Origin of the sequence: Oceanobacillus alkalisoli (assembly GCF_022213125.1) — a bacterium.
Lineage (GTDB): Bacteria > Bacillota > Bacilli > Bacillales > Amphibacillaceae > Oceanobacillus > Oceanobacillus alkalisoli.
This window is the reverse complement of the sequence record NZ_JAKNRA010000013.1, coordinates 1-25,781: the sequence shown is the minus strand read 5'-3', so window position 1 is coordinate 25,781 and position 25,781 is coordinate 1. Positions and strand designations below refer to the sequence as shown.

Below are 25,781 nucleotides of genomic sequence, written 5' to 3'. Positions count from 1 at the left end.
TTCCTCCTCTATTTTTTTGCAGTATATTTTTTAACAGCTGGTAATATTTCATTCCCGATAATCTCAATATTCTTCTTCATCTTGTCGATTGGAACGCCTCCAAAATCGAGTTGTGCCATATATCTTTGATGATTGAACTGTTCAGACTGATATAAAATCTTCTCAATGATTTGCTGTGGGCTACCGACATTAATAACACTACGGGGATCAGTCGCTTGAGCGAATAACTGCTTCGGGAAACCTTGCCCATTCGTAAGCTTCATTCCTTCATTAATATGCGGGTAGTATTCTCTTAAAGCTTCTTGTGATGTTTCCGCTGCATAGAAGAAGGTTGTCGTTGCAACTGGGAACTCTGCTGGGTTATGTCCAGCTTGCTGTAAAGCTTGACGATACACATCAATCGGCTGTTTAAAAGAAGATACTGCTCCGCCAAGCATCGCCTGACTCATCGGAACTCCTTGCAATCCCGCTTTAATTGCACTCGCCGGTGTACCGCCAACCGCACGCCAAATTGGCAGGGACCCATCTTGTGGTCTTGGCAAAATCTTCGCATTTCGTAAAGGAGCTCGATGTTCCCCGCTCCAGTTCACCATTTCGTTCTCATTAATCTCCAGTAATAGTTCGAACTTCTCTTCAAACAACTCTTCATAATCACGCAAATCGTAGCCTAATAATTCAAAGAGTCCCACCCTTGATGCACGACCGGCAATAATCTCGGCACGGCCATTTGAAATCAAATCAATCGTAGCAAAATCTTCATAAACACGAACCGGATCGGATGTACTGATAATTGTTGAAGTACTGCCGAGTTTAATCTTTTCGGTTGCTTGAGCGATTGCAGACAGAATAATGGAGTGTGCCTGGGTGGCAAAAAATTCTTGGTGGCTTTCCCCTACTCCAATGAAATCTAGTCCTGCCTGTTCTGCTAGCTTGGCAACTTCTATAAGTTCTTTAATCCGTTGTTGGGCAGAGATTCGTTCACCTATGTGAGGGTTATACAGATGATCCCCTAATGTAAAAATCCCGAACTCCAGCCCGGTTTCAGGATTGATCCGATACTTTTTCATATTTATCTATTTTCCTTTCGATTATTCATTAGATTAGCGTCAGTTAACTCCTTAACTGACGTTTAATTATCAGTTTAAACTCCACCCGATGACTGGGTCAATCTTATTGCTCAAAAAAACCCCTCAAAAATAAAGTGTGAAGGGCAATGCTGCAATATACTATTTCTCAACCTTTCTCAAAAGCTTAAGAAGTTGTTTCTTTTCTTCTATCGTGAGTTTATTAAAAAAGTCTTGTTGGAATTCTTCTAATACTTGATTTGCTTCTTTGTAGACGGTTTTTCCTTTTTCAGAAAGGGAGATGTAATTTGTTTTCCATTCTTTTTCTTTCTTAATTAATCTGAGCTGCTCCAGCTTTTTAATAACTTGTGTAATATTCGCTTTTGTTACGAGTAATTGATCAGCAAGTTCCTGTTGGGACAAGGTTTTTGCCTCTGCAATTCTGCTTAAAATATCGTACTGCGCATTGGTTAAATCCCATTCCTTTAAAATCCTGCTCGACCTTGCTGTATTATTTTTATAGTTCCGGTAGATCCGGTACCAGAGTAAAACACTAAATTTATTATGTCTCTCCATTAACTTTGATGCGTCTGTCTCCATTTTATCCTCCAATAAAGTAAAACTTCTTAAGGGGGCTTTTGTCCCCCTTTGAATGTAAGTTGAACGACCGGGCTGTCACTTATTACTGGTTCACCATTTCAGATTTTTCATTTCCCCTGACTTTTTAATCGAGAGAGCCCCACAGTCCGTTACACCGCGGTTAATCTGTTAACATTTGACCATGAAGAAAGCATTCTTTCGTATGATCGTTCACCATTCCGGTCGCCTGCATAAACGCATACAGAATAGTTGGCCCAACGAATGTAAAGCCACGCTTTTTCAATTCCTTACTCATCGCCTCTGATTCTTTCGTTTTTACCGGAACATCTTCCTGCTTATCCCAGTGATTTACAATCGGTTTCCCACCGACAAACTGCCAAATATAAGCATTAAAACTCCCAAATTCCTCTTGTATACGTAAAAAGGCTTGTGCATTTCTTATAACGGACTCTATCTTTTTCCGATTACGAATGATTCCAGCATCCTGCAAAAGCTCCTCTATCTTGCTTTCAGAATACCGACTAATCCGTTCCACATTAAAATCATCAAAAGCTTTCCGATAATTTTCCCGGCGTTTCAAAATGGTAATCCAGCTTAGTCCTGCTTGTGCACCTTCTAATGTAATCATTTCAAAAAACTTCCGATCATCATGAACAGGTCTAGCCCATTCTTCGTCATGATATACAATGTAAATTGGCTCATCTGTTACCCAGGAGCAACGTGTTACACGCATCGTCTACGCTTCTCCGATTTCTATTTCATTCTCATCATAGGATATCCAATCACTGAAGCTTCCCGGATAGAGCCGCACATTTTTGTATCCAGCCGCTTTCAAGGCTAAAATATTTACACAAGCAGAAACACCAGAGCCACAAGAAACAATTATTTCATCTGTTTTATCCAATCCTGAGAAATGTTGTTCAAGTCCTTCCCCTTTCAGCCAATTCCCGTCTGCCGAGAGAACAGCTTGCCAAGGATAATTTTCCGCACCTGGAATATGACCTGCTTTACTATAAAGTGGTTCATAATCCCCTAAATATCTATTTTCCGCCCGTGAATCAATCAGCACAGTGTCTGTATCCGACTTCTCTTTCACCACCTGCATATCGACAACTTTATTTTCATCAAATGAGGCAGTGAATTTCTTCGGTTTCAAAGAAGGTATTGTTGCCGTCACTTCATTCCCTTCCTCGACCCATCGGGTATAACCACCTTCCAAAATATACACTTTTTCATGCCCGATTGCTTCAAGCAGCCACCAAAGCCTTGCAGCAAACATATCATTACCTTCATCATAAATTACTACGGTTGTATCTTTATCAATCCCGATTTTTCCAATCTTTTCAATGAACGTCGGGAAATCCGGCAAGGGGTGGGAACCGCCATGCTTGAACACTTTTCCTGAAAGATCTCTATTTAAATCCAAATAGACTGCACCAGGAAGATGACTTTCCAGATACAATTTTCTCCCTGCATCTTCATCATCCAGCTTGAATCTTGTATCCACAATCACCGTATTAGCTTGATTATTCTCTAATCGTTTCTTTAACCGTTCCACGCTGATTAAATTCGTCATCAAAAATTCCCTCCAAATCATTTCGTCCTTAATCTTATTGTAGCTGTTTCTTTATAAACAAGAAAGATTTTTATTCAAATTTTCCGATACTTGATCCGTATCTAGTTCGGTAGTCTCGTAAATGTATGATAAAATATGGATAATGGAATTGGTAGCAGATTATTACTAAAGGAGTGGTTCAAAATGAAAGACGAACTAATTAAACGCCTCACTACATATGCAAAAATGGATACTCAATCAAATGAAGATTCAGCGACAATCCCGACGACAAAAGGACAGCTGGAACTTGTCGACGTATTGATCCGTGAAATGAAAGCAATTGGACTGGAAGATGTCGAAGCAGATGAGAATGGCTATTTAATGGGAACACTTCCAAGCAACACAGATAAAGATGTCCCGACAATCGGATTCCTGGCCCATTTAGATACAGCAACCGATTTTACAGGCAAAAACGTTAATCCGCAAATCGTGGAGAATTTCGATGGTGGGGACATTACATTAAATAAAAAACGAGGAGTTGTATTATCTGCACAGGAATTTCCCGAGCTACCAAGTTATAAAGGACATACATTAATGACAACAGATGGCACGACATTGCTTGGTGCAGATAATAAGGCGGGTATCGCAGAAATTATGACCGCCATGAATTACTTGAAACAACATCCTGAAATCGAACACGGCCGGATTCGGATCGCCTTTACGCCAGATGAAGAAATTGGACGTGGCCCACATCATTTTGATGTAAAACGATTTGACGCAACGTACGCTTATACCGTTGACGGCGGTCCACTCGGCGAATTGCAGTACGAAAGCTTTAACGCCGCAGCTGCGAAAGTAACGTTTAAAGGAAACAGCGTCCACCCAGGAACCGCCAAAAATAAAATGGTGAACTCCGGAAAGCTCGCTGCTGAATTCGTTCGTAAATTCCCGGAAAAAGAAGCACCGGAACATACAGAGGGCTATGAAGGATTCTATCATCTCCTGTCCATTACAGGTGATGTTGAAACGACACAAGTGTATTATATTATTCGTGATCATGATAAAGATAAATTTTCGGAGAGAAAAAATACAGTCGAGCGCTTCGTCAAAGAAATGCAAGAAACATACGGCGCTGATAACGTTGTCTTGGAAATGAAAGATCAGTACTACAATATGCGTGAGAAAATTGAACCGGTGATGGAAGTGGTCGATATCGCAAGCCAAGCAATGAAAAACCTTGACATTGAACCGATCATTGAACCAATCCGTGGAGGTACAGATGGCTCACAGCTTTCCTACATGGGACTGCCAACACCAAATATCTTTACCGGCGGCGAAAATTTCCACGGCAAATTCGAATACATCTCCATCGACAACATGGAAAAAGCAACCAAAACAATCATTGAAATCAGCAAACTCTTCGCTGGGACAGAGGGTCAGTAATGTTTCAGTTTAGGTAGAAACTTGGCAAGTGGATGGAGCTTCATGAGCGCATATTGGTTTTATAGGTTTCTTGTAGTTATGTACAAACAGAAGTGCTGAAGTTGTCAGTGACTTCAAATAATAATGATACAGTAATAAGGGTGGTAACAGACAGTCTTGGTGACTTTTCATCTTAACAATGATCTAAAAAAGAACTGACAAGCTTCATCAATCACCTGTAGCAACAATAACCCCAATACAGGTACTGACCCGCAGATTGCAATTTTATAAACAAACAAGCATTCGTTCCCAGGACGAATGCTTATTTCTAATAATTTATTAAGTCAACGAGCGAATAAAAACATAATCGAACTACTTCATAAATTATTTCGTTATCAATTTCGTGCTCCCATTATTTGCGACAATCACTTTCGTCGTCATATCCACAAATAAACCAGTCTCAACGACACCAACGAGTGCGATTAGTTGTTCATGTGTCGCTACTGGATCATGGACCTCTTCAAATGCACAATCTAGTATATAGTTCCCGTTATCCGTAACGAATACTTGGCCATCTTTTTTTCTCAATTTGGGAGCGCCACCTAATTTTTCAATTTTGCGAGCGACTACTTCCCAACCAAATGGCACGATTTCTACTGGTAACGGAAATTTGCCTAAAGTTGAAACAATCTTTGATTCGTCAACAATGACGATGAATTCTTTTGCCGCTGCAGCTACAACTTTTTCACGGAATAAAGCTCCACCGCCACCTTTAATAAGTTGGAGATTATCATCTACTTCATCCGCACCATCAATCGCGATATCAAGCTCCTGAACTGTGGCAAAATTAGTAAGTGGGATACCAAATTCCTTCGCCCACTCATCCGTGACTTCTGAGGTGGAAATGGCTACGATATCTAGCCCCTCGGTTCTCACTCTTTCTCCAAGTGCTTTTACCATATAATATACGGTTGAGCCTGAGCCAAGCCCAACCTTCATTCCATTTTTAATATATTTTATCGCTTCTTGTCCTACTAGTTGTTTTGATTGGTTTAGTGAATTCATTTTGTTTCCCTCCCGAGTCTTGCTCTATATTGTGTCTATCAATTCAATGCATACTTTACAGCTTTATTTCTATTTTTTATTGTGTGTAATTATAATGTTCATTAAGTTAATTTTACCATTTCTTTTATAGACAAACGAGCAATTTGAGAGCGTGTTTTTAATAGCAATACTGCCCTCGTTGAGAATTCATCAAGATCAAGACTTAGTGAAAGTGTTTCATCTTCATCCACTTCTCCACATATTCTTACCTAGTTTTAGTTTCTTAGATGCAAACCTCGTTTACAACTTAAACAGGATCTAAAATATTTGGAAAGTAAGGTTGATACAGTTCATTTTTATTATAGTTTCTCCGATATTCAATCCACATTAATATCTTACATTCTGAAATAGTAATTAAAATAAAATTTGAATGGTTTATCTAAAACTAACTAACATATCACTTACTCCGTTTTTCAAATAGTCATTTATGGCATCTCGCAATAAATATGGGGAGTTAGGGATTGCATCAACCGTATCCCCGCCTATATGCGAAGTTAGCGTAACATTTTCTAATTTAAGCAATTCGTCATTTGAATCAATCGGTTCCTCCCAAAATACATCCAAAGCTGCTCCAGCTATACGATGATTTTGAAGAGCATCGATTAAATCCTTCCTGTTTATTAGTTCGGGTCTAGCAGTATTAATCAAATAGCTACTGGGCTTCATTAGATTGATTACATTTTTATTTACTAGATTCATATTTTTAGGTGTAACTCTGGCATGTAGAGAGACAATATCAGACTCCGAAAATAAAGTTTCAAAATCAACCATACTGACCTTTAATCCATCTGATTTCAATTGAGCCGCATTTGCATGCTTACTGTATGCTAACACTTCTACGTCCATTGCATTTAATCGTTTTACTACCAACTTTGAAATATTACCTAATCCTAAAATCCCCACCTTCATATTACTTAAAGTTGTTTTATATGAATCATTTGCAAACTCATTCACCCATTTGCCTTTCATAATATTATGGTGAGCACGCGCAATATTTCTTGTTTCTGCATACATCAAACCAATCGTAAAGTCTGCAACAGGTTCTGCATTCCGTATGACATGTATAACTGGAATTTCTTTCTCTTTACAAGCTTGTATATTCACATGTTCTATTCCGCCTCGACAAGTTCCAACTAATTTTAGCTGAGCCGCATTCTCTATCATCTCTTTTGAAACAGGTGCATAATGAACGAGTAAATAATCAGCTGTTTGTAAATCTTCTAGTATACCCTGTGGAATATCTACATTTTCCGGACCATTTGTTTCAATAAGTTTTATATAACGACGGAATTCATGTTTCGATACATTAGAATTCCACTCATATTTAGTTACTTCAATTGGCTTTTCAATACTTAATTGATGTGCAGCTTTTTCTAATGTTGAACTACTTACTAAAGCATCTCCAACGACTATCACCTTTGACATTCCCTATCAACCTACTCTTTCGGTTTATCATATAGTAAATTACTTTTTGATTTTATCAATAATCGCTAAAGCTCCACTTGTCCCAATTCGGTCTGCACCCGCATTAACCATATCTACTACATCTTGATACGTGCGTATTCCGCCAGCTGCTTTTACCCCAAGGTCTTTACCGACTACTGAGCGAAGTAATTCAATATCATTAACAGTAGCTCCCCCACCGTTAAATCCTGTGGCTGTTTTCACAAAATCAGCTCCACCTTCAACGACTAATTCAGTTGCAGTAACTTTTTCCTCTTGTGTTAATAATCCCGTTTCAATAATAACCTTCGTTGTTAGTCCTCCTGATGCTTTTACAACTTCAGCGATATCGTTCTTAACAAGGTTATATTCTTTCGATTTAAGAGCCCCTAAATTAATTAACATATCAATCTCTTCTGCTCCATTCTTTATTGCTTCCTTTGTTTCCTCTACTTTGGTATGAGTAGTCGCTCCACCAAGGGAAAAGCCAATTGGTACCCCAACTTTAATTTGAACGGGAGACAGGAGACTATAAGCTAATTGAACATAATGCGGATTAACAAACACTGTATAAAATCCATATTCAATTGCCTCATTACAAAAAGCAGTAATATCATCTTTATTTACAGTCGGTTTTAATAATGTATAATCAATTATTGAAATTATTTCTTCTCTATTCATCGTCTTACTTCCTTTCTTTAGAAAATAACAGCTTCAGCTTTGTCCCTATTATAAAAATAGAAAATGCAAGAGGATGCATTTTCTATTTTTATAACTCTTATTGACCATAATATGCGTTTGCTCCATGCTTTCTTAAATAGTGTTTATCAAGCAAATGCTGATCTAAATTAGCTATTTCCGAATTTAATTGATACGTATAAAACGCCATTTTACATACTTCTTCAAGAACAACCGCATTTTCCAATGCCTTTTGAGCATTTCCTCCCCAGGCAAATGGTCCATGTCCATGTACTAGGGAAGCTGGTACAGCATTAGGATCGATATTACGTTTGTTAAAAGTTTCTACAATCACGTTGCCAGTTTCCAATTCATAATCTGATTCAATTTCATCTTTTGTTAAATTTCTTGTACACGGAACAGTACCATAAAATGTATCGGCATGAGTTGTTCCAAGTGCAGGTAAATCTCTAGTTGCTTGAGACCAGCTGGTTGCCCAAGAGGAATGAGTATGAACAACTCCCCCAATATCAGTGAAATTCTTGTATAATACTAAATGAGTTTTAGTATCGGAAGAGGGGTTTAAATCTCCTTCTACAACATTTCCATCTAAATCAACAACGACCAAATCATTTACAGTCAGTTTGTTATATTCAATCCCACTTGGTTTTATTACGACTAATCCTTGTTCTCGATCAATTCCGCTTACATTTCCCCAAGTAAAAGTAACCAGCCCATGTTTTGGTAATCCTAAATTCGCTTCTAATACTTCTTGTTTCAATTGTTCCAACATTTGATTACCTCCCTATAAAGATATTTATTCTATAACCCTAGTTTTCTAAGGAAACTAACACTTTATTAAAATCAAGAGTTCGATCGGCCATTCCCTTCAAATATTCGCCAACTTCTTCAATTAATATTTTATGAGAAACCATTTTTTTAAATTGAATATCGCCTTTTGTCATATAATCTAGTGTCGCCTTCCACGCTAGTCCCGGATAAGCAGGAGTATAAGAATTCCAGGAACCTTGAACTGTGATTTCGCCTCGTAAGATATGATCCATTGTTTTTTCTTCTAAATCTAATCCTTTATGAGTAATCCCTAAGAATACAACACGACCTTTTTTCTTTGCTGCTAAAATAGATTGTTGTTGTGTGATAACATTACCAGCTGTTTCAGCAACGACATCAGCACCACCATTAGTAAGATCTCTAATTTTCTCCACAGGGTCTTCCTCCTTAGAGTTGATCGTAATATCCGCTCCAAGTTCTTTCGCAAGTTTTAATTTATCATCGAAAATATCTACTGCAATGACGGTAGAAGCCCCAAAGATTTTCGCCCATTGTAATGTCAATTGACCGATAGATCCACAGCCCATAATTACGACTGTTTCCCCTGGTTCAATGTTCGCTTTTTGTAAACCATGATAGCCGATTGCTGCAGGTTCAATTCCAGCCGCTGTTTCAAAATCCAGTTCGTCGTCAATTTTTAGTACATGATTTTTTGGCACTTTGACATATTCTGCAAACGCCCCGTTACTTCCAGTTCCAATAATATTGTAGTTATCACATAAGCCATAATTACCAGCTTTACAATGTTGACATTCTCCACAAGGTATAAGGGGTGCCACTGCCACACGATCTTCAGATTGTATTTCAGTTACATTAGCACCCACTTCGACAACCTGACCAGAGAATTCGTGGCCTAGGATTAATGGATATATTCGTGCACCCGTGGTCATCGAACGAGGCACATCCGAACCACAGATTCCTGCAAATTTAACTTTAATCAGCACCTCCTCATCGTTTATTTTTGGTATATCCACCATTTCTGTTTTAATGTTTCCAAGTGATTGTAGTACTGCTGCTTTCATTTTTCCTTCCATGATGTTTCCCCTCAACTTCTATAGTAAAATTGAAAAAGGAGTTCTACCTACAATATATAATTGTTGTAAAACGCCTTTTTCATCGTTATTAATGATCTAAAAATTGTTCGTTAACTTTTTCTTTACAAACTAACAACCTAATCTAATTTAAACCGCTGTTTCTTCTACTGGATCATTTTTGGCAGCTTGACGATCAAGATAATCATAGAAAGCAGATTTATTTTTTCTAAATGCATACCAAAGAATTAAGTAAGCAACGATGGCTACTCCAATCCACAGCGGGCTACCTGATAAGAATGCAAAGAATACTAGTGATGCAAGTGGCTTAGTTAGAACATTAAAACTTGTAATGAGTAACGCACCTGCAGGCAGCGCAATACCAACATCCATTGCGATTTCTGTAAATAAAGGTGCGGTAGAAGTTGCAACATAAAGTCCTAAGCTAAACCAGATAATGCCGTTTACCATAACCTTTAACATATTACCATTCGTTAAAGCAACAAGGCCTTGAACCATGAATGGCAGCGCGACTAAATCAATAACAGGAATAACTTCATTTCCCGGTAAGATAAATGCCATTAACACCATAATTGGAATTAAAAGCAGCCCCGACGTTAATGTTGCTGGCTCACCAAAACCTGCCGCATCGTTAATACCTAAGAACCATTCACGACCTGATCCTTTTTCCCTTTTAGCTGTAGATTTTCTTGCTGCATCCGTAATCGGTGTAAAGGCATTTGCAAAGATACCAGCTACTTTTGGAAATATCGCCATCACTGCAGCTGTCGCTACAGCTACCGTTAAGATTGAACCCCACGCTTCAAAGGTGCCTAATACCGTTATATTACCTATTAATCCGATAAGAGCACCTATAAAGAATCCTAATACAGTTGGTTCACCAAACAAACCAAGCTTTTTCTGTAAAGTTTCTGGATTTATTTTAACTTTGTTGAAACCAAGCTTGTTTAGGACTGGATCGATAACTAGACCAAACATAGCAGGCTCAATATTGTGCATCCCTACAATTGTTGTGTTTGGGTATCCATAATAAGTAGACCATCTTCTTGCAATTATTTCGGAGTTTAATAGACTATATAAGTTTAATAGAATCATACAGCCAAGCGCTAACAACATACTATCTGTAACAACAAAAACCATAGAGCCCCAGATAGCATAGGAATAGTTATTCCATAGGTCAGACGGTTGGAATACATCAGTCCATTTCACAAGGAATAGAACAGTTTGTAAAATAATACCTACTGCCAGGAAAACCATTCCTGGTTGAGTAGAATAGGCTACAATAGATGTCGCCTGCCAACCTACGTCAAACGCAGCTAAACTAATTCCGGTACCTTCTACCATCCCTTCAATAACTGGCGCTATTATAGGTGTAAATGAATTAATAACTAACGTGAAACCTTGTAGACCTATACCTGCACTTAAACCCGCCATCAGGGATTTTTTCAGTGGTACTTTTAATATTAATGCAATGACAATGATAATGATTGGTACCAAAATAGCGGCACCAAATGCGTTAAATATAGTTTGAAGAGTTTCTAACATAGGTGTCTCCCCTTACCTTTTTTACTATTTATTTTGCTAAAGATTTTAGTGCTTCTTCAACTTCATCGAAAAATTCTTCCTCTCCCATACCAGTTAGACAACTAACGGAACTAATTGTAGGAATTCCATATTCACCATCTGGTAATGGACTTGTGTGTACAATTAAGTCATAATCATTACTTTGCGCTAAACTTAAAGCTTCTGTTGGTTTGCCTGTATTAGTAGAAATTGTAAATCCTCTTTCTTCCATTTCTTCTTTTACTTTACCCGCTACCATAGTTGACGTTACTGTACCTGAACCACAAATTGACAATACTTTAAATGAGTTTCTCATAATATAATTCCTCCTAAATTTTTATTCCATTTTAAGTGATAATATTTCTTCCAAAGCTTGGTTATCATTCGCCTTTTTAATCTTATTTAAGATTTCTTTCTCTTTAATCAAGGACATCAGTCTGGATAATAACACTGGCTGTTCACTTGGATCATTCACTGCAAGTAGAAATACAATATCTACTTCGGCTTGTTGATCCGGATTATCCATCAAGTTAAAATTAACAGGATGTTCTAAAGTAGCTACAACTACTGCTGACTCATTGACATGTGTAACATCTGTATGTGGTATGGCTACATTGATATGTCCTGTTCTAAGTCCAGTAGGCATAGCCTTTTCTCTCTCTAAAACAGCATCAATATATGTCTTTTTTACATATCCAGCTTCAAACATTTGTTTTCCTAACTTATTAATTAAATCCATATAACTATCAGCATCTAACTTGGCGTTATAAAACATTTTTGTCATACCTGTCCTCACCCCCTTTAAAATATTGATAAACCCATGATTTAATTAGAATATTGACTCAAGATATTATGCACATCTTGAACCGTAACAGCATTTATCACCCTATTCCGATCTTCATCAGAACCCGATAAATTCATAAGCTGCATTAAAGCACGTAGATGTTGCTGCTTATCCTCTGCAGCTATGACAACAATGAGCTGAATTCGATTGGTCTGAAGATAATCTACTCCATTCCGAACTCTCAGCATACTCATTCCCACTTTATGAACCCCATCTTCTGGAGCTGCATGTGGAATTGCAACACCTGGACCGATGATGATATAGGAGTCTTGTAAACTATATTGAATCATCGTATCTACATAGGTTTCATCGATATTTCCATTTTTAACTAGTGATCTCGCAGCGATTCGAACAGCATCCTCCCAGGAAGAAACAGTATTCCTTAATATAATCCTATCCGGTGTTATCATTTCATTTAGGTTCAATTCATCACTTTCTTGAACTTGCTTGATAATGGCTGAATTATCATCGCGATTAAAATAACCTTCTAATGCTCTAGCCAACTCTTTTTCATTTTGAATCACTGCATGGTTAGAAATGATTTCAACGACTTGATTAATATCAATGTCGTTCGGAACATATCCATGGATCTCCAGCATGACCTGATTTCGTAAACGATTCCTTTCTTCTTGACCAAGAAAAGTTTTCGTAACAAAAAGCTTTTTCTCTGTTTCAATATATATTGGAGAAAATACTATATCAAAATCTAATGGATAATGAAGGTATTCACGAACCGACAAAAAGTCTAAAAACACAAATTCTGGAAATAGCTCTCGCAACTCATTAAACAAAATCCTTGAAACAGATACACCTTGCGGGCAAACAACAATTGCTTTGACTTTCTTATCAATGCTTTCTCCTTGGCGGTTCATCCATCCGCCAATTGACATCGTGATGAAAGCAATTTCATTATCTGGCATCGTTACACCTATCAGGTCTTCTAACGGGCCTATTGAACGTTTAACTAAATGATGCAACTCTTTAAATTGCGAACCTAACTTCCCTTGTATGTGAACAGTGCTGTCCGTCAGGTGATATTTAATCCGGTAATATGCTGGCTTGATATGTTGAAACAATTTATCTAGTAGCTGATCCCTATCTTTCAAATAAATACATGCACTCTTTTCAAATTGTCTAAGCATGTTATCAATAGCTGGAGCCAGATTGGGTATTGTTTCCTCCATCACAAGTTCCGAAGAGAAGATATTTGCTGTTAACAAATGTAAGGTAATAAATATCCTTTCAGACTTTGCAATGTCCTCATAATCGTAGAGCAACTCTTCTGTTGCCTGGTATTCTTTTGTATTAGACAGTTCTTCATATTCTATGGGAATAGTTTCAATAACATAGCCCTGTTCAACCCTTCTCAGGATAAGCAATAAAATTAGCGGCATCGTTTTCAATTTTTCATCTGTAAATCGTAAGCTTAGTTCATTTTCCACCTTTATAATTCGATTCGTGAATTCTTCAATATCGCGAGAATGAAGAGAAGCAATTTCCTTAAACCTTGTTTCTCCATTACTCATTTGCAACACTTGGTAAGTGATATTGATGAGAAGTTTGCGTATTTGAAATTCCTTTCCTTCCAATAAATAACCATGTTTTCTTGAGTAGCGAATCACCAGGTGATAATCATTTAATAACTCCTGAGCTAGTTTCAAATCACTTAAGACTGTATTCTTACTGACATCTAAATCAATTGTAAAATGATTTAATGATAACTCTTCCTTGGAACTCGACAGCATCAGCAAAATAAGATACACACGCTGTTCTTCCGTAAGAATATTCGAGTCTGAAACAAGCATTACATCTTCGCTGGTAGCTAACTCTGTAAAAATAACTTGATTAATAACAAATTGTCCTTGCCTGGTTCTTTCTATAATTGGAAGATCATTTAGCTCGAGCCATTCATTAATTTTCTTGATGCTATAACCTAATTGTCTTTTGGTAATGTTATACTTCTTTTCAATTGCTGTACTAGTTATGCTCGGATTACTAATTAATTCATTTAGAATCTTTGTACTCCTATCACCAAGCCCCAATGTCTTCCCTCCTACATATATAATGGTAACATCGTTTCCACCTCTTATGGTGACGCTTTCATCACAAAGTGTCGGACAATCATTGTACTTTGTTGTGATTTACAAGGAATATTTAAGAATTCGAGTCACATATTCATAATAACTAACTGCATTTAATTAATTAATTAATTAATCTATAAACAGGAGGCTTTTCATTATTTCTATAGGTTTATACATCTTGAGTGTGTCCTTTAAAACGACTTTTTGTCTTTTGATCTATCGTTCTACTCCCAGCTAAAATTGAGGTTTAATTATCCTTTACTTCTTGCCCTCCCCCCCCCTCCTATGAGAAAATATAAACTGCTAACCACGTAAATTATGAAGATTGTAGGGATTGAAATGAACAGAAAGTCAATTATCGTTACCGTGTTTTTTACATTGATTTTAGTACTCGCTGCTTGCACAGACGGGGAACAAACAACTAACGGGCAATCTAATTCAGAGATAGATGCAACAAAAGAAACCGATGAAGATGTTAAAGCAGATGATGAAAATAGCACTCTACCAAGTACTGAATTGCAAAAACTCGATGAGGGGGATGCTGTTACTGAACTGCAAAATATTCTAGAACAGATCGGCTATACACTCCCAACCGATGGCATTTACTCTGGCTTAACAGCCTGGGCCATCACAGATATTCAATTACAGCTGGATGATTTAGATGTGACAGGAATATATGATGAAGCGACACAACTTGCGCTTAAGCGAGTTTTAGCAGGGGAACTTACAGTGGAATCAGGAGATGGTCTCCCACCACTTGCTGAACCTGTCACAACAGGCAGTGGTGCTATCGTTGTCGGCAATCCGTATGACCAGCTCGCAATTATAAACAAGGAACGAGCTTTACCAGATGATTATATCCCCCATGACCTTGTCGTTCCAGATGTAAGTTTCCCATTTGAAGAAGACTTACCGAAGAAACAATTACGTGCACCCGCTGCAACAGCATTGGAAGAATTATTCAATGAAGCAAAAGAGGCAGGACATGAGTTATTTGCCCAATCTGGTTATCGTGGTTATGATACCCAAGTCTCCTTATTCCATGCCTATGCAAGTGAACATGGTGAGGAGGAGGCGAACATCTTCAGCGCGCGTCCAGGAGAATCGGAACATCAAACCGGACTTTCCATGGATATTACGAGTGCAGCTGTCGGTTATCAATTGACGACTGATTTTGGAGATACTCCCGAGGGTGAGTGGGTCGCGGAAAATGCGCATAAATTCGGCTTCATTATCCGCTATCCAGAAGGGAAGGAAGATATTACGCAATACCAATACGAACCATGGCATTTGCGTTATGTTGGTGTAAGAGCTGCAACAGAAATGTTGGAGAACGACCAAACAATGGAAGAATACTTCACGGAAAATGAATAAGCCAAATGAAAGCTCGGAGTTGCCGTCCAATAGCGCTCCGAGCTTTTAGCCCTATAAATGATTCGAATCTTTTGAAACCTTTTCATCGTTTAAGTGTAATACAATTAAATATGGAGAGGAAGTGAAGCAATGAATAATCACGAAATTGATTACAAATTATACGGTGCTGATATGCAATTTGTAGAAGTGGAGCTTGATCCAGATGAAACGGTTGTTGCTGAAGCTGGAAGTTTAATGATGATGGATGACCAGATCCGAATGGAAACCATTTTTGGAGATGGTTCATCAAAACATAGCGGAGGACTCATGGACAAGTTTATTGGTGCAGGAAAAAGATTGATTACAGGGGAAAGCTTGTTTATGACCGCATTTACAAATGAAGGAATGGGAAAAAAACACGTTTCCTTTGCTTCACCTTACCCGGGAAAAATCATTCCAATGGATTTAAGTCGACTCGATGGAAAATTGATTTGCCAAAAGGATGCCTTTTTAGCTGCTGCAAAAGGGGTATCCGTTGGAATTGAATTACAACGCAAAATTGGAACTGGATTCTTTGGTGGAGAAGGATTTATTATGCAAAAGCTTGAAGGAGATGGATTGGCTTTTGTCCATGCAGGTGGAACGATTCACCAGAAGGAGTTAACTGCTGGGGAAGTACTGCGTGTCGATACAGGTTGTCTTGTAGCAATGACTTCAGGTATAGACTATGATATTGAATATGTTGGCGGGATTAAAACAGCATTATTCGGTGGAGAAGGTCTATTTTTCGCAACGCTCCGTGGTCCTGGAACGGTTTGGATACAGTCGTTGCCTTTCAGCAGACTCGCAAGCCGAGTGTTTGCAGCAGCTCCACAGCGAGCGGGATCGGAATCAAAAGGAGAAGGCAGTATTGCAGGAGGACTGTTTAATTTACTCGGCGGGGATAGGAAATAGAAGCTGCCCCGTCACGCACGATTGACTTTTTACGGAAGATACAGAAATAAAAACTTGTTTAGGTATCTTTTTTCACAATATTTCCCGGGAAATTTGTCGAAACAAGAGAGCAAAAGACTGTACAAACACGCATAACTTTAGGCTAGTTTTTAGTTATGCGTTTTTACTTTTTTGGATGGATATAATCCGAGGAAATAAAAACATATTTTTTCATCACAAAAAAGCCCGAACAAACAGTTTACCTCATGCGTTACGTATCCTGTTCATTCGAGCTTTTTTTATCGTTTTTATTACGTTCTAATTCAACTGACACCCCGAGCCTCATTTCCCTCACGCAAATCCTGGTTAATCTGTACATCAAGCGCACGGATTCGCAAAAGCGCATTTTCAAAGTCAATTTCCTTATAATGATGGTTGCCTCCCCCCTCTTCATCTGCTTCATCAGCCAAAGCGACGACTTGTTGAAGCGGTTCGAGTTCTAGATGCCCATCAGGCAAGTATGAATCTGTATGGAGCAAGATAGCAATTGCTATTTTCTTCGCGGCATGCCGATCTTCCCCCAGCTTAATTAATAATTTATGTGCCCGGCTGGCACCTTTGATCGCATGGATATCATTTTCCTTATAAAGGTCATAATCCCATTCACCATCCCGGTACCAGGTGTAGTGGCCAACATCATGAAGGAGCGCCGCTTTTGTTGCATAATCCGCATCCACTTCAAATCGTTTTGCAAAAATATAAGCGTACTCCGTTACAGCTACAGCGTGAGCAATCCCTGAACGCTGAAGATACTTCTGAGTGATCGGATGTAGGAAAACTTCTTCTAGTGTAATTCTTCTCATCAGAAAACCTCCTTCTATTACTGGATACCATCCAGTATATTCCCTTAAATCCTTTAACGTTATAATGCTAAATTTTTACGACTATATCATATTTGGCGTTTATTTTCAATAGACATACCGCTGATCTTGATATTATTCTAAAAGAAAAAGCAATCACCTTGATGATTGCTTTGTTTAGCTATTACACTCGTTCCTTACTAAAATAGTAACATACAACTGTTACACAAGCTGAGAAAACAACCATTCCCGCAAAGATACTCCTGTCAGAAAGCAAATTAATAATCATTTGAGTTATAGTAGCAAATAGAACCATGATAAACATTAACTTACATATTGACTTTGAAGTAATAGTTTTCTTTCCTATTTTAATTTCCATTTAGCTTTACCCCTTTATACAAAACGCTTCTTAAGCTTCGTTCGATTTTTATAAAACATTACATATTACCTGCTAACACTCCAACTTCAAAAATCCTACTTTTAATTTAATGCCTTTTCTCCCGTTTCCAAAGCATTTGAAGCGGATTGATGTGTTTCTTCCAAAGCATTCGATGATGGGGTTTCATTTTTATATTCTACAAAAGCTTGAAGCATTAAGTGATGAATAATTGCTGCGTCGGATACAGCTGCTTGTTTAATTTCTATTCTTTGTTCCCTCTTTTTTATACTTCTTTTGTCGAAACGCTTTAAGTTAAGAAAAAACAACAGCTATACTTATGACTATTCTAATAACTATTCAGGTGCCACAAGCTCTACTTTAATCCTATCCGGGTCTTCAAAATACACCGCATAGTGATCTTCCCCGCCAGCAAAAGGATGTTTATCTGGATAAAGAATATTTATTCCTCTATCTTTTAACTTATCCGCCATTTCATTTACATGCTGACGTGAACTAGCATGAAACGCCAGGTGATTAAGCCCCACTCTACATCTATGATATGGAATATCTAAAAACCGGTCTTCCGCCTGTACAAAGACAATATATGTTTGATCTATTTTCCAGCTTTGTCCATTTTCCCATTCTTGAAAAGAGGTATAGATGAAGTAATCGAGTTATTCAAGAAAACAGCTGACAACTACAATAAAAAAGGCTCTGATATTGATGTTGAAGTAACCATGTCATTACCAAGTGTTTTCACGTCAGGAGAATCTGACATGGTTGAGCTTGCTAAAGAACTCGGTAAAAAGTATTTAGACTTAGATATTTCTGTTAAAGGTTCGCCAGGGGTGACGGATGCATCAAACTTATTACGAGGCAAAGATGATAACTTCCCATTCATGATGTTCGGTCCAGGCGAAACAAAAATGGCACATAAAACAGATGAATATGTTTATAAAGATTACTACTTTGCATTTTTTGATCTTTATAAGGAATTAATTTGGGGATTAACAAAATAATGTTATAAGGATTAGAGTTATTGCGATAAATAAAAGCATTTTGCCTGCGTTAATATAAATCATTTCCATCAAATTAGACACACTATACGTAAAGGAGGTTTTTGCATGGATAAAAGCAAAGAAATACAAAAACAAGAGCGTCAGCAGCAGAGAGAGAAATCTACTGCAATTAAAGGTAACAAAAAACTTAATGGTCCAAACCGTCCTTCCATTTAACACTGGCGGCAAAGAGGATTTGTTATGAAAACAAATCCTCTTTGTATCGCATATTGATCTAGGAGCATATCGTAAGAATGCGCCCTCTCGCCTAGTATGGTATAGAGTTAGTGGATCTATATCTTTTTCTTTTTATCAGCAATAAAGTTCCATATCCACCATACTACCCAAAAAACAAGTGCAACGAGTATTGCAAAACCTTTATATGGATTTGGCAAGAGATAAAATAATAGTAACATCATAATAAGAAAAGGAGACATCTGAAGAGGATGTCCTTGTGCATCAACTGGTAACTGCCTAATATGTTCAAGGTATTTCGTCATTTTCTTATCGTCATTCATTGGATATGTAAATAATAATTGTTCTGCAACATCTTTTGCTAAACTCACCACCCTTTCCAAACTGCCTTATTTCTCCATTAAACTCCTTATCTTCATTGGTCATTAAAAAAGTAACCCCGCGAGAGGTTACTTTTTCACTTTGGTATGATTATCTTTCACTCTTTTTATAAACAATGTAAACCAGTATGAAATGAACACAACTGCAATATCAATAAGGAAGATGTAGAAATAATTCATCCCCCTACGAAGCTCTATTAAGCCCGACCATTCCTCTATTGTTGCAAACCCAAATGCAAATATTGCACTTAACAGCAGAGTATACAAATAAAAATTCTTCTTATGTCTTGTTGTATACTGGTACAATAGTAAAAAACCTACAGGGAGCAGCGATGACGTTATATTCAATGAATATGGCAGAGCAGGGAGCAGAAAGTGTGTATGATTCATCAAATTATAATGTTCAAGAATGACACTGGCATAGGTCCATAAAATATGCACCGTATAGCCAAAGAAAAAGATTTCAAAAATCCTCTCTCGATCGACTGTAAAGAAAAGTAAAGCCAATGGCAGTATAAAAAGCAACAGAGATACCCAAAACTGCCATGTATCAAAACTGGAATACGCGTTCCAGTAGCCTGATATCAGTTCACTTAATTCATTTGTTTTTTCATAAATCTCTTCCCGATATTTGCTATAATCCATAAAATGCCCTCCTAACTTATAGGCTTATTCTATGGAGTTACGATTATTTTATGTAGTTCTATAAAATGGATTTAAGTAATGAAAAAGCTTCTACCCTCTCCTGTGAACGTGCATAATGTTCAGTAAAATTCCATTTCTTCAATACTTCAATGAAAATGCCCAAAATAGAAGATAAAAAGGTGCGATAAAGCAAATGGCTAAAAGAAGAAGCGAAATTGCAAAAGGAAAAGCAGACTCGATTCCTGCTGCATTTCTCAGCATTGCTTCGTTAGCCAATATTAAGGATATAAAGCTCAAATTTTGAATAAGCAACATCACTTTACCTGTTCTAGAAAACTGGATTTCTTTATTAGCTTCCGTTAAATTAACATAATTCATTTTTTCCGGACTTTTGACTAATACGCCAATAAGGAACCAAATAAAAATACTTATAACTGGTATCACAAATAAAAAGTATTTAGAACCCCAGTTATCTGGTGTTTTACCAGTAAAATGGATGGCGATCTGACTTGGAATATCTGACCAGAGATAAAATAAGCTGAACGTATGATAACCAAAAACTAAAATGGAGATGATGGAAAGAATTATTTTAAAGCGTTTGTTTCTCATTTTACTTTTACCTCCGTTTAGACTTTTTCCTACGTTCCGTCAAGTATATTTATAATATCTAAATACTAATCAGCTCTTTTTAGCGTATTTACTTCTTAACTCGTTAAGATCTGAGGTACGTTTATAAATATTTGATAGCTTATGTACGACCTCTAGTTTCACTTCATTCCCCCCATTTCCTGTCATAGCAGTATTAACAAATCCATACATTATTTTTAACAAGGATTTGGCATCCTCTTCTGTAAGTCTATCAATAGCAGCCAAAGTTCCCTCAAACTCATTAATATCCTTCAATATAATTCCTCCTGTTCATTTACACACGATGTAAGTAAAACAAACTATTTTCCCTCTTAAAATTAAGCGACTCACGTTAATGATTCTGCTTTACCAATAAACCCTTCAACAATTTTATTATAAATTTCCGGCTGATCTAGATGCACAACATGACCCGCAAAAGGAATAATGGATACATGAATATTGCAGTTCATTTTCGGATAGGTAACGGCGTGTGAATCTGCTTAAGATTATTGCGTTAATCCCAGCAAAAAAGCAGAGTTTTTAAAGATGTATAATACTTAAATTCAACGTACATAGCTTCTTTAATTAAAATTAATCTTCATAGGCTTTAAACCAATGATATGGCTGTATTTCTTGTAAAGTTTTAAATTCTAATTTACCATTTGGGTTCGTTACAGCAGCTTTTACATCTTCTCCCCAGTAAAATAACCTTTCTTGACATACACCACAAGGGGTTAAAATGGTAAATTCAGAATGCTCATCCTCCCTAACAACACAGATCGTATGAGTGACCTTTGTATTTCGTTTATGTGCTTCAAGAATTGCACCAGTTTCAATGCATAGTTCCGTCGAAGCATTGATAACATCTGGTGCTACACTGGTTAGAATTTTCCCGTCTTCCGTATACATTGCTGCGGCCCCTCCCCAACCTGAAGGATATCTCTTTTCTATCAATTCTATTGCTGCCTGATAAAGTTTTTGTTTAGTGTCCATTTTCTCTTTCTCCTTTTTTCCTTATTTTACAATAGAATAAATACAAGTGTCCCTTAGTTCGCTGCCATCTGCAGATAAATCATCATTTCTTAAAATACCATCTAACGCAAACCCAAGTTTTTCAGGAATCGCACGACTTTTGAGATTGGTTGGTTCACATCTTATTTCAATTCTTTTAAACCCCATATCCTTTAATCCATAGTCAGCCAATGCTTTTACGGCTTCCGTCATGTAACCTTTACCACTAAACCCTGTATGAATCCAATATCCAATTTCACATTTGGGAATGTTCCAGTCTACCCTCTCGAAGCTCGTTATCCCAATAAAGTCATTGCTCTCTTTATCGAAAATGAGAAAACGGAAACTTTTTCTTTTCAAAAAATCGATATGAGCATTTCTTAAATTTACCTCCGTTTCTTCAACAGCAGGAATTTCTCGGGCAAATGGCAACCATTCTTTTAATTCATGAATGGAATCTCTAATTGCTTGGTTTACAATTTCTCCGTCCCCAGTTTGTAGGGGCGCTCGAAGGATTAGTCTGTCCGATTCTAATTGTAAAGGAACATCTAACAGCAAAGGATTCATTTCGTTTCCCCTTCCACTTTCTATGTTTTTAATTGGTGACTGAATTTTTGTTTAATATCTAATCGCTAGTTAATATAATCGTCTCCATGTTATCGTTCCACTCTACTATTACTTCCACCTCGGAATTTTCAATTATTTTGGCATTGGTTGGGTTTGCTTCATTATCAATATTTAGTACACCATTTTCACTTAATGTATAACCGCTGCCAGCAAATCCTCCAGCATTAGTATCAACCTCAAAAGTTATATCTCCAACTGCACTAACATCGTCGCCTTGATATTCCAATTTGAATTCTTGGTCTTCATAGTCGTTACTGTGTTGAGTAACTTTCAATGTTGCAGACCAATTATTCGTTTCTCCATTAAAAGTGAAGGTATTGGAACTACAAGCTGAAAGCAATATCAAAAATAACCCTAACAACATTACCTTTCGAAGCATCGTGCATAACCCCCTTTTTTATTACATACGATACCGCTGAATATAGGCTTCATTATAATTCATTTTTTTCAAAATATTCAACACAAGAAAAAAGACTGCTACCTTTCTTAAACACCCGGCACTTTCGTACAATAAGCTGAATTTTATTCTACTAATGCTCCAGTTAGTTTGAGTGTGACAGTTTTAAAATCAGTTATATTCACAAAGCGATTAAGATTCAATCATAACCACCTGAGGGTTCAGGTAATTCCTTGTACTCCTCTTTTTTCATAATGATATCTTGGTGTACAAATTCCATGAAGTTTTTTAACTTATTGTCAGGTACATTGTCACAATAGGATGTAATCCATTCTCTTTGATAAATTTCGCCATTCATTGTCAATTTAAGTTCATTTACTTCATAAGGATCTGCACATTGAGATTTAGCAGCATTTTCCGCTGATTTCAATATATCAGCTTCTTTCATTTTCTCATACATTGTTTCCATTTCCTCTTCTAATAATATCATTTTTACCGTTTCATCATCGCTCGAAATCATATTTTTGGTATAGGTATTTTCATATGTGTTTATCACATCTCTTGCCTCATAGCCATAATTCAAAACGAAATCAAAGTCTTCAGGCATTTCTTCTGGAAAATGACTTCCTTCTTCATTGAAACTACAGGCTCCCAGCAAAAATAAGCAAGCAATAAGCATTAGTAGTGACCTCAATTTCTTCTCCTCCCTTAGCTTATTTTACAGTCCTGCCACTGCCGCTGCTGAACCAGTAAGCTGGTATACCATGAGGTTTATTGCTACGAGGTGGATAAAGTCTCCAATATTTGATATGCCGATTGTTGTGAGTAGTAATGCGGGATGTTTCCAGTCTTTTAGATTTTTTATGATGTACACCGCCTTATTTATTTAGGTAATAAAATTCCCATTAACAGAATCGCTAAAAAGAGCACAACGAAAAATACTGCAAATAAGCTCCATTTCGCTTTTTTATTTTTATCTCTAATAAAAAAGGCTACTGTATGATATATGCCTGCAATGAAAATTACCATGAGCAAAGAAGAATATGAAGTTGGGTACGTCAGTAAAAACAGCACCAATAATAGAAGCAGCAAGCTAATATTGAAAAGCAATCGAGGTCTTGAAACGTTCATTCCAATCATCCCCTTTGAAGTAAAGGGTAACATATTTCATTAGTCGGAGAAATCCATTTTCAAATATTTCCCACAATAAGAAAAGCCGCTTTAATCCTTCTAAAACGGCTTTAAAATCATCAACGCTATAATAATAAGGAAAATCACATTAATAATCCGTTCATAGAGGAATAACTCCTTCGATAAATCGTAATACACTTCAGGGATTTCTTCCCCTTCTACATCGACAAACAATTGCTTAATCGGCTTTGAACGTGGGCTAAGGACGACCGGTCCCATCACAAGCGCAACGAGGAAGAGTACAAGACTAACAATATACCATCCTTGGCTGAACCAATATGGATTCAATGCTCCCATCCATAATCCAGTAACGAGCAACAGCGTTCCGCCAATCATTGTAAAAATATGTAATGAATTCCTCACTTTAAAAGAATGCCTTAACTCCGTCATCGTAGCTGGTTTCGAGAGCGTGACGACAGCAGTCATCACCATGCCCGGACCCATACCGAGAATAGCTGAGAAAATATGTATAAACACAAGTGCGTCGTAAAGCGTCATATATGTATCCTCCAATTCCTTTACCTACCTCCTATTTTACTTCAATTCTAGAAAAAGTCAGTGATGAGCCTCACAAACGATTGAATCTTTCCATGCGAATTGCTTTATCATTCATCCTGAACTACAATCAATAGAAGAATAGATTAAATAAATAGGGGACTTGTAAAATGGAGAAGACATATTTAGCGAATATTATTCGTGAGCGACGAGCGATTAAAAAGGGATATAATGATAAAACGGTTACAGAAGAAGTCGTGCGGGATTTATTGCAGGATGCGCGCTGGGCACCGACTCACGGCATGCGTGAACCTTGGCGCTTTATTTTCGTAGGCGAAGAAGAGCTTCCGGTATTTGCGAAACGGGTAGCGTCAACTTATCCAGAAGAAAGACAAGAGAACCGGGAGAACTATTTGAACGAACCAAATGCGATATTAGTCGCGGTGATGAATGTTCCAGAACTGGAAAAACAGTGGGACGAAAACTTCGGAGCAATTGCAACACTGATTCAGAATTTTTGGCTGCTTGCTTGGGAGAAACAGCTTGGTGTCGTCTGGAAAACAAATCCGCATATATATGAGCCGAAAGTAAAAGAAATTCTTGATGTTACAGATAATGAAAAAATCGTCGGCTTTATCCACCTTGGATACTTCGACGAAAAACCCGCACCAAAAGAACGAACACCACTCGAAGAAAAATTCACCCGCTTTAAAGCATGATCAAAACTGGGACAATGGGGTCAGTGACCTTATCCCAGTTTATTTTTTGCCTCGACGCCTTTTTGCCTCTTCATAATCTTCTTTCGTAATCTCCCCTTCTTCGTAACGCCTTTTCATTATATCAAGCGAATCAGAAGGATCTGCTTCCGGCGAATGACCATTTCGAAAGCGGATGAGAATAACAACGATGATTACGAGTACAACCGCAGTAACAATTAATCGGATAATCATAGCTTCGGGCAAAACATATACACCTCCTGTTGGCTTGGCCAGGAAATGGTGGTTACTCTGGCAGTAATAACATGGGATATGAATCGGTCAGTGCCTGTTTTTGTGTTTTAATATTGATATTGGGTAGTGATTGGCGTTATCAATGACCTTTTTAACAAATAAGCACTGTTTGCGGGAACTGATAAAGCTCATCTCTGCCCTATCTGACAAAAGACAACTTATTAGGGGAATTGACAATTAGCACTTCCCATTAACTCAAGCCTGCCACGTCCCAAAACTGGGACAAATGCTCTGCTGAACTGCGCCCTGTCAAGTGGACAGTAAAAAAATAAAAATCTATGCCGCAGCCTGGTACCGATATTCTAACGGTGTTAGGCTGTTTAATTTCGTTTGGTATCGTTCTTCATTATAAAATTCCATAT

31 protein-coding genes and 2 pseudogenes are annotated in these 25,781 nt (G+C 37.5%); 5 read left to right on the top strand and 28 right to left on the bottom strand.

Annotation, left to right across the window (positions count from 1 at the left end; all coding sequences use genetic code 11):
- Positions 1 to 8 precede the first annotated feature (8 nt).
- The 4 genes from L3V42_RS14420 to L3V42_RS14405 all read right to left on the bottom strand — a co-directional run bounded on the left by L3V42_RS14420 (position 9) and on the right by L3V42_RS14405 (position 3,240).
- Positions 9 to 1,067, bottom strand: coding sequence for an LLM class flavin-dependent oxidoreductase (locus L3V42_RS14420; protein ID WP_238472287.1), 1,059 nt, complete (start codon positions 1,065 to 1,067; stop codon positions 9 to 11).
- Positions 1,068 to 1,226: 159 nt separating this feature from the next.
- Entirely contained in the window at positions 1,227 to 1,664 is a 438-nt protein-coding gene (locus L3V42_RS14415) for a MarR family winged helix-turn-helix transcriptional regulator (protein WP_238472286.1), read from the bottom strand.
- A 160-nt stretch (positions 1,665 to 1,824) separates the two neighbouring features.
- Positions 1,825 to 2,397, bottom strand: coding sequence for a DNA-3-methyladenine glycosylase I (locus tag L3V42_RS14410; RefSeq protein WP_238472285.1), 573 nt, complete (start codon positions 2,395 to 2,397; stop codon positions 1,825 to 1,827).
- A gap of 3 nt (positions 2,398 to 2,400) precedes the next feature.
- Positions 2,401 to 3,240, bottom strand: a complete 840-nt coding sequence (locus L3V42_RS14405; RefSeq protein WP_238472284.1) for a sulfurtransferase — start codon at positions 3,238 to 3,240, stop codon at positions 2,401 to 2,403.
- 183 nt (positions 3,241 to 3,423) lie between these two features.
- Here L3V42_RS14405 and pepT point away from each other — a divergent pair, with 183 nt between their 5' ends.
- Positions 3,424 to 4,662 (top strand): peptidase T, encoded by a 1,239-nt coding sequence (pepT, locus tag L3V42_RS14400; protein WP_238472283.1) that lies wholly within the window; start codon positions 3,424 to 3,426, stop codon positions 4,660 to 4,662.
- Between the two features lie 363 nt (positions 4,663 to 5,025).
- Here the strand turns inward: pepT and rpiA are convergent, their stop codons facing one another.
- The 9 genes from rpiA to L3V42_RS14355 form a co-directional block, all read right to left on the bottom strand.
- Complete coding sequence (rpiA, locus tag L3V42_RS14395; protein WP_238472282.1) at positions 5,026 to 5,706, bottom strand: ribose-5-phosphate isomerase RpiA; 681 nt, start codon at positions 5,704 to 5,706, stop codon at positions 5,026 to 5,028.
- Between the two features lie 414 nt (positions 5,707 to 6,120).
- Complete coding sequence (locus L3V42_RS14390; protein ID WP_238472281.1) at positions 6,121 to 7,170, bottom strand: 2-hydroxyacid dehydrogenase; 1,050 nt, start codon at positions 7,168 to 7,170, stop codon at positions 6,121 to 6,123.
- Positions 7,171 to 7,209: 39 nt separating this feature from the next.
- Positions 7,210 to 7,869: a deoxyribose-phosphate aldolase gene (gene deoC / locus L3V42_RS14385; protein WP_238472280.1), complete on the bottom strand. Its 660-nt coding sequence runs from the start codon at positions 7,867 to 7,869 to the stop codon at positions 7,210 to 7,212.
- Positions 7,870 to 7,966: 97 nt separating this feature from the next.
- The gene (gene araD / locus L3V42_RS14380) at positions 7,967 to 8,659 is read right to left on the bottom strand and encodes an L-ribulose-5-phosphate 4-epimerase (RefSeq protein ID WP_238472279.1); all 693 of its coding nucleotides are present in this window, start codon (positions 8,657 to 8,659) and stop codon (positions 7,967 to 7,969) included.
- A gap of 37 nt (positions 8,660 to 8,696) precedes the next feature.
- A complete protein-coding gene (locus L3V42_RS14375; RefSeq protein WP_238472278.1) occupies positions 8,697 to 9,752 on the bottom strand; it encodes a galactitol-1-phosphate 5-dehydrogenase in 1,056 nt (351 codons plus the stop codon).
- Between the two features lie 147 nt (positions 9,753 to 9,899).
- A complete protein-coding gene (locus tag L3V42_RS14370; protein ID WP_235763942.1) occupies positions 9,900 to 11,315 on the bottom strand; it encodes a PTS galactitol transporter subunit IIC in 1,416 nt (471 codons plus the stop codon).
- A 28-nt stretch (positions 11,316 to 11,343) separates the two neighbouring features.
- Positions 11,344 to 11,649, bottom strand: a complete 306-nt coding sequence (locus L3V42_RS14365; protein ID WP_238472277.1) for a PTS sugar transporter subunit IIB — start codon at positions 11,647 to 11,649, stop codon at positions 11,344 to 11,346.
- 21 nt (positions 11,650 to 11,670) lie between these two features.
- Complete coding sequence (locus tag L3V42_RS14360; RefSeq protein ID WP_238472276.1) at positions 11,671 to 12,117, bottom strand: PTS sugar transporter subunit IIA; 447 nt, start codon at positions 12,115 to 12,117, stop codon at positions 11,671 to 11,673.
- Between the two features lie 41 nt (positions 12,118 to 12,158).
- A complete protein-coding gene (locus tag L3V42_RS14355; protein ID WP_238472275.1) occupies positions 12,159 to 14,219 on the bottom strand; it encodes a BglG family transcription antiterminator in 2,061 nt (686 codons plus the stop codon).
- Positions 14,220 to 14,597: 378 nt separating this feature from the next.
- On the opposite strand from L3V42_RS14355, the gene L3V42_RS14350 reads away from it, so the two are divergent.
- Positions 14,598 to 15,632, top strand: coding sequence for a D-alanyl-D-alanine carboxypeptidase family protein (locus L3V42_RS14350; protein WP_238472274.1), 1,035 nt, complete (start codon positions 14,598 to 14,600; stop codon positions 15,630 to 15,632).
- Between the two features lie 129 nt (positions 15,633 to 15,761).
- Positions 15,762 to 16,565, top strand: coding sequence for a TIGR00266 family protein (locus tag L3V42_RS14345; protein WP_238472273.1), 804 nt, complete (start codon positions 15,762 to 15,764; stop codon positions 16,563 to 16,565).
- A gap of 302 nt (positions 16,566 to 16,867) precedes the next feature.
- On the opposite strand, the gene L3V42_RS14340 is transcribed toward L3V42_RS14345, so the two are convergent.
- From L3V42_RS14340 to L3V42_RS14330, 3 genes and pseudogenes are all read right to left on the bottom strand, one after another.
- Positions 16,868 to 17,407, bottom strand: coding sequence for an HD domain-containing protein (locus L3V42_RS14340; RefSeq protein ID WP_235763937.1), 540 nt, complete (start codon positions 17,405 to 17,407; stop codon positions 16,868 to 16,870).
- Positions 17,408 to 17,884: 477 nt separating this feature from the next.
- Positions 17,885 to 18,109 carry a hypothetical protein gene (locus tag L3V42_RS14335; RefSeq protein WP_235763936.1) on the bottom strand — a complete coding sequence of 75 codons (225 nt, stop codon included), beginning with the start codon at positions 18,107 to 18,109 and terminating at the stop codon, positions 17,885 to 17,887.
- 27 nt (positions 18,110 to 18,136) lie between these two features.
- A pseudogene (locus L3V42_RS14330) lies at positions 18,137 to 18,442 on the bottom strand (VOC family protein); the annotation flags it as partial.
- Between L3V42_RS14330 and L3V42_RS18360 the strand changes: the two are divergent.
- Positions 18,392 to 18,802, top strand: a complete 411-nt coding sequence (locus L3V42_RS18360; protein WP_369412908.1) for a M20/M25/M40 family metallo-hydrolase — start codon at positions 18,392 to 18,394, stop codon at positions 18,800 to 18,802. The pseudogene L3V42_RS14330 and the gene L3V42_RS18360 overlap by 51 nt on opposite strands.
- 332 nt (positions 18,803 to 19,134) lie before the next feature.
- On the opposite strand, the gene L3V42_RS14320 is transcribed toward L3V42_RS18360, so the two are convergent.
- The 11 genes and pseudogenes from L3V42_RS14320 to L3V42_RS14270 form a co-directional block, all read right to left on the bottom strand.
- Positions 19,135 to 19,419, bottom strand: a complete 285-nt coding sequence (locus tag L3V42_RS14320; protein ID WP_235763935.1) for an aminoglycoside 6-adenylyltransferase — start codon at positions 19,417 to 19,419, stop codon at positions 19,135 to 19,137.
- 66 nt (positions 19,420 to 19,485) lie between these two features.
- The gene (locus tag L3V42_RS14315; protein WP_235763934.1) at positions 19,486 to 20,061 is read right to left on the bottom strand and encodes a hypothetical protein; all 576 of its coding nucleotides are present in this window, start codon (positions 20,059 to 20,061) and stop codon (positions 19,486 to 19,488) included.
- Positions 20,062 to 20,199: 138 nt separating this feature from the next.
- Entirely contained in the window at positions 20,200 to 20,670 is a 471-nt protein-coding gene (locus L3V42_RS14310; protein ID WP_235763933.1) for a DUF1648 domain-containing protein, read from the bottom strand.
- Between the two features lie 69 nt (positions 20,671 to 20,739).
- Entirely contained in the window at positions 20,740 to 20,964 is a 225-nt protein-coding gene (locus L3V42_RS14305) for a hypothetical protein (protein WP_235763932.1), read from the bottom strand.
- Between the two features lie 315 nt (positions 20,965 to 21,279).
- Positions 21,280 to 21,681, bottom strand: coding sequence for a cytidine deaminase (locus tag L3V42_RS14300; protein WP_235763931.1), 402 nt, complete (start codon positions 21,679 to 21,681; stop codon positions 21,280 to 21,282).
- A gap of 21 nt (positions 21,682 to 21,702) precedes the next feature.
- A complete protein-coding gene (locus L3V42_RS14295) occupies positions 21,703 to 22,266 on the bottom strand; it encodes a GNAT family N-acetyltransferase (protein WP_235763930.1) in 564 nt (187 codons plus the stop codon).
- A gap of 58 nt (positions 22,267 to 22,324) precedes the next feature.
- Positions 22,325 to 22,705, bottom strand: coding sequence for a hypothetical protein (locus L3V42_RS14290; protein ID WP_235763929.1), 381 nt, complete (start codon positions 22,703 to 22,705; stop codon positions 22,325 to 22,327).
- A 217-nt stretch (positions 22,706 to 22,922) separates the two neighbouring features.
- A complete protein-coding gene (locus tag L3V42_RS14285) occupies positions 22,923 to 23,417 on the bottom strand; it encodes a hypothetical protein (protein WP_235763928.1) in 495 nt (164 codons plus the stop codon).
- A gap of 27 nt (positions 23,418 to 23,444) precedes the next feature.
- Positions 23,445 to 23,588: pseudogene (locus L3V42_RS14280) on the bottom strand (MFS transporter); the annotation flags it as partial.
- A gap of 17 nt (positions 23,589 to 23,605) precedes the next feature.
- The gene (locus L3V42_RS14275; protein ID WP_235763927.1) at positions 23,606 to 23,854 is read right to left on the bottom strand and encodes a hypothetical protein; all 249 of its coding nucleotides are present in this window, start codon (positions 23,852 to 23,854) and stop codon (positions 23,606 to 23,608) included.
- A 99-nt stretch (positions 23,855 to 23,953) separates the two neighbouring features.
- The gene (locus L3V42_RS14270; RefSeq protein WP_235763926.1) at positions 23,954 to 24,412 is read right to left on the bottom strand and encodes a DUF2269 family protein; all 459 of its coding nucleotides are present in this window, start codon (positions 24,410 to 24,412) and stop codon (positions 23,954 to 23,956) included.
- A gap of 167 nt (positions 24,413 to 24,579) precedes the next feature.
- Between L3V42_RS14270 and L3V42_RS14265 the strand changes: the two genes are divergently transcribed.
- Positions 24,580 to 25,128 (top strand): nitroreductase family protein, encoded by a 549-nt coding sequence (locus L3V42_RS14265; protein WP_235763925.1) that lies wholly within the window; start codon positions 24,580 to 24,582, stop codon positions 25,126 to 25,128.
- Positions 25,129 to 25,167: 39 nt separating this feature from the next.
- Here L3V42_RS14265 and L3V42_RS14260 read toward each other — a convergent pair whose 3' ends face one another.
- Positions 25,168 to 25,371 carry an SHOCT domain-containing protein gene (locus tag L3V42_RS14260; RefSeq protein ID WP_235763924.1) on the bottom strand — a complete coding sequence of 68 codons (204 nt, stop codon included), beginning with the start codon at positions 25,369 to 25,371 and terminating at the stop codon, positions 25,168 to 25,170.
- Positions 25,372 to 25,781: the final 410 nt, after the last annotated feature.

What these genes read in the sequence shown, in the direction of transcription:
- L3V42_RS14340 (WP_235763937.1), bottom strand. Translation starts at nt 17,407, where the DNA reads ATGAGAAGAATTACACTAGAAGAAGTTTTCCTACATCCGATCACTCAG.
- pepT (WP_238472283.1), top strand. Translation starts at nt 3,424, where the DNA reads ATGAAAGACGAACTAATTAAACGCCTCACTACATATGCAAAAATGGAT.
- L3V42_RS14290 (WP_235763929.1), bottom strand. Translation starts at nt 22,705, where the DNA reads ATGCTTCGAAAGGTAATGTTGTTAGGGTTATTTTTGATATTGCTTTCA.
- L3V42_RS14365 (WP_238472277.1), bottom strand. Translation starts at nt 11,649, where the DNA reads ATGAGAAACTCATTTAAAGTATTGTCAATTTGTGGTTCAGGTACAGTA.
- L3V42_RS14315 (WP_235763934.1), bottom strand. Translation starts at nt 20,061, where the DNA reads ATGGATTATAGCAAATATCGGGAAGAGATTTATGAAAAAACAAATGAA.
- L3V42_RS14345 (WP_238472273.1), top strand. Translation starts at nt 15,762, where the DNA reads ATGAATAATCACGAAATTGATTACAAATTATACGGTGCTGATATGCAA.
- L3V42_RS14360 (WP_238472276.1), bottom strand. Translation starts at nt 12,117, where the DNA reads ATGACAAAAATGTTTTATAACGCCAAGTTAGATGCTGATAGTTATATG.
- L3V42_RS14265 (WP_235763925.1), top strand. Translation starts at nt 24,580, where the DNA reads ATGGAGAAGACATATTTAGCGAATATTATTCGTGAGCGACGAGCGATT.
- araD (WP_238472279.1), bottom strand. Translation starts at nt 8,659, where the DNA reads ATGTTGGAACAATTGAAACAAGAAGTATTAGAAGCGAATTTAGGATTA.
- rpiA (WP_238472282.1), bottom strand. Translation starts at nt 5,706, where the DNA reads ATGAATTCACTAAACCAATCAAAACAACTAGTAGGACAAGAAGCGATA.
- L3V42_RS14415 (WP_238472286.1), bottom strand. Translation starts at nt 1,664, where the DNA reads ATGGAGACAGACGCATCAAAGTTAATGGAGAGACATAATAAATTTAGT.
- L3V42_RS14270 (WP_235763926.1), bottom strand. Translation starts at nt 24,412, where the DNA reads ATGACGCTTTACGACGCACTTGTGTTTATACATATTTTCTCAGCTATT.
- L3V42_RS14375 (WP_238472278.1), bottom strand. Translation starts at nt 9,752, where the DNA reads ATGGAAGGAAAAATGAAAGCAGCAGTACTACAATCACTTGGAAACATT.
- L3V42_RS14275 (WP_235763927.1), bottom strand. Translation starts at nt 23,854, where the DNA reads ATGAACGTTTCAAGACCTCGATTGCTTTTCAATATTAGCTTGCTGCTT.
- L3V42_RS14390 (WP_238472281.1), bottom strand. Translation starts at nt 7,170, where the DNA reads ATGTCAAAGGTGATAGTCGTTGGAGATGCTTTAGTAAGTAGTTCAACA.
- L3V42_RS14350 (WP_238472274.1), top strand. Translation starts at nt 14,598, where the DNA reads ATGAACAGAAAGTCAATTATCGTTACCGTGTTTTTTACATTGATTTTA.
- L3V42_RS14370 (WP_235763942.1), bottom strand. Translation starts at nt 11,315, where the DNA reads ATGTTAGAAACTCTTCAAACTATATTTAACGCATTTGGTGCCGCTATT.
- L3V42_RS14300 (WP_235763931.1), bottom strand. Translation starts at nt 21,681, where the DNA reads ATGGACACTAAACAAAAACTTTATCAGGCAGCAATAGAATTGATAGAA.
- L3V42_RS14420 (WP_238472287.1), bottom strand. Translation starts at nt 1,067, where the DNA reads ATGAAAAAGTATCGGATCAATCCTGAAACCGGGCTGGAGTTCGGGATT.
- L3V42_RS14295 (WP_235763930.1), bottom strand. Translation starts at nt 22,266, where the DNA reads ATGAATCCTTTGCTGTTAGATGTTCCTTTACAATTAGAATCGGACAGA.
- L3V42_RS14310 (WP_235763933.1), bottom strand. Translation starts at nt 20,670, where the DNA reads ATGAGAAACAAACGCTTTAAAATAATTCTTTCCATCATCTCCATTTTA.
- L3V42_RS14410 (WP_238472285.1), bottom strand. Translation starts at nt 2,397, where the DNA reads ATGCGTGTAACACGTTGCTCCTGGGTAACAGATGAGCCAATTTACATT.
- L3V42_RS14405 (WP_238472284.1), bottom strand. Translation starts at nt 3,240, where the DNA reads ATGACGAATTTAATCAGCGTGGAACGGTTAAAGAAACGATTAGAGAAT.
- deoC (WP_238472280.1), bottom strand. Translation starts at nt 7,869, where the DNA reads ATGAATAGAGAAGAAATAATTTCAATAATTGATTATACATTATTAAAA.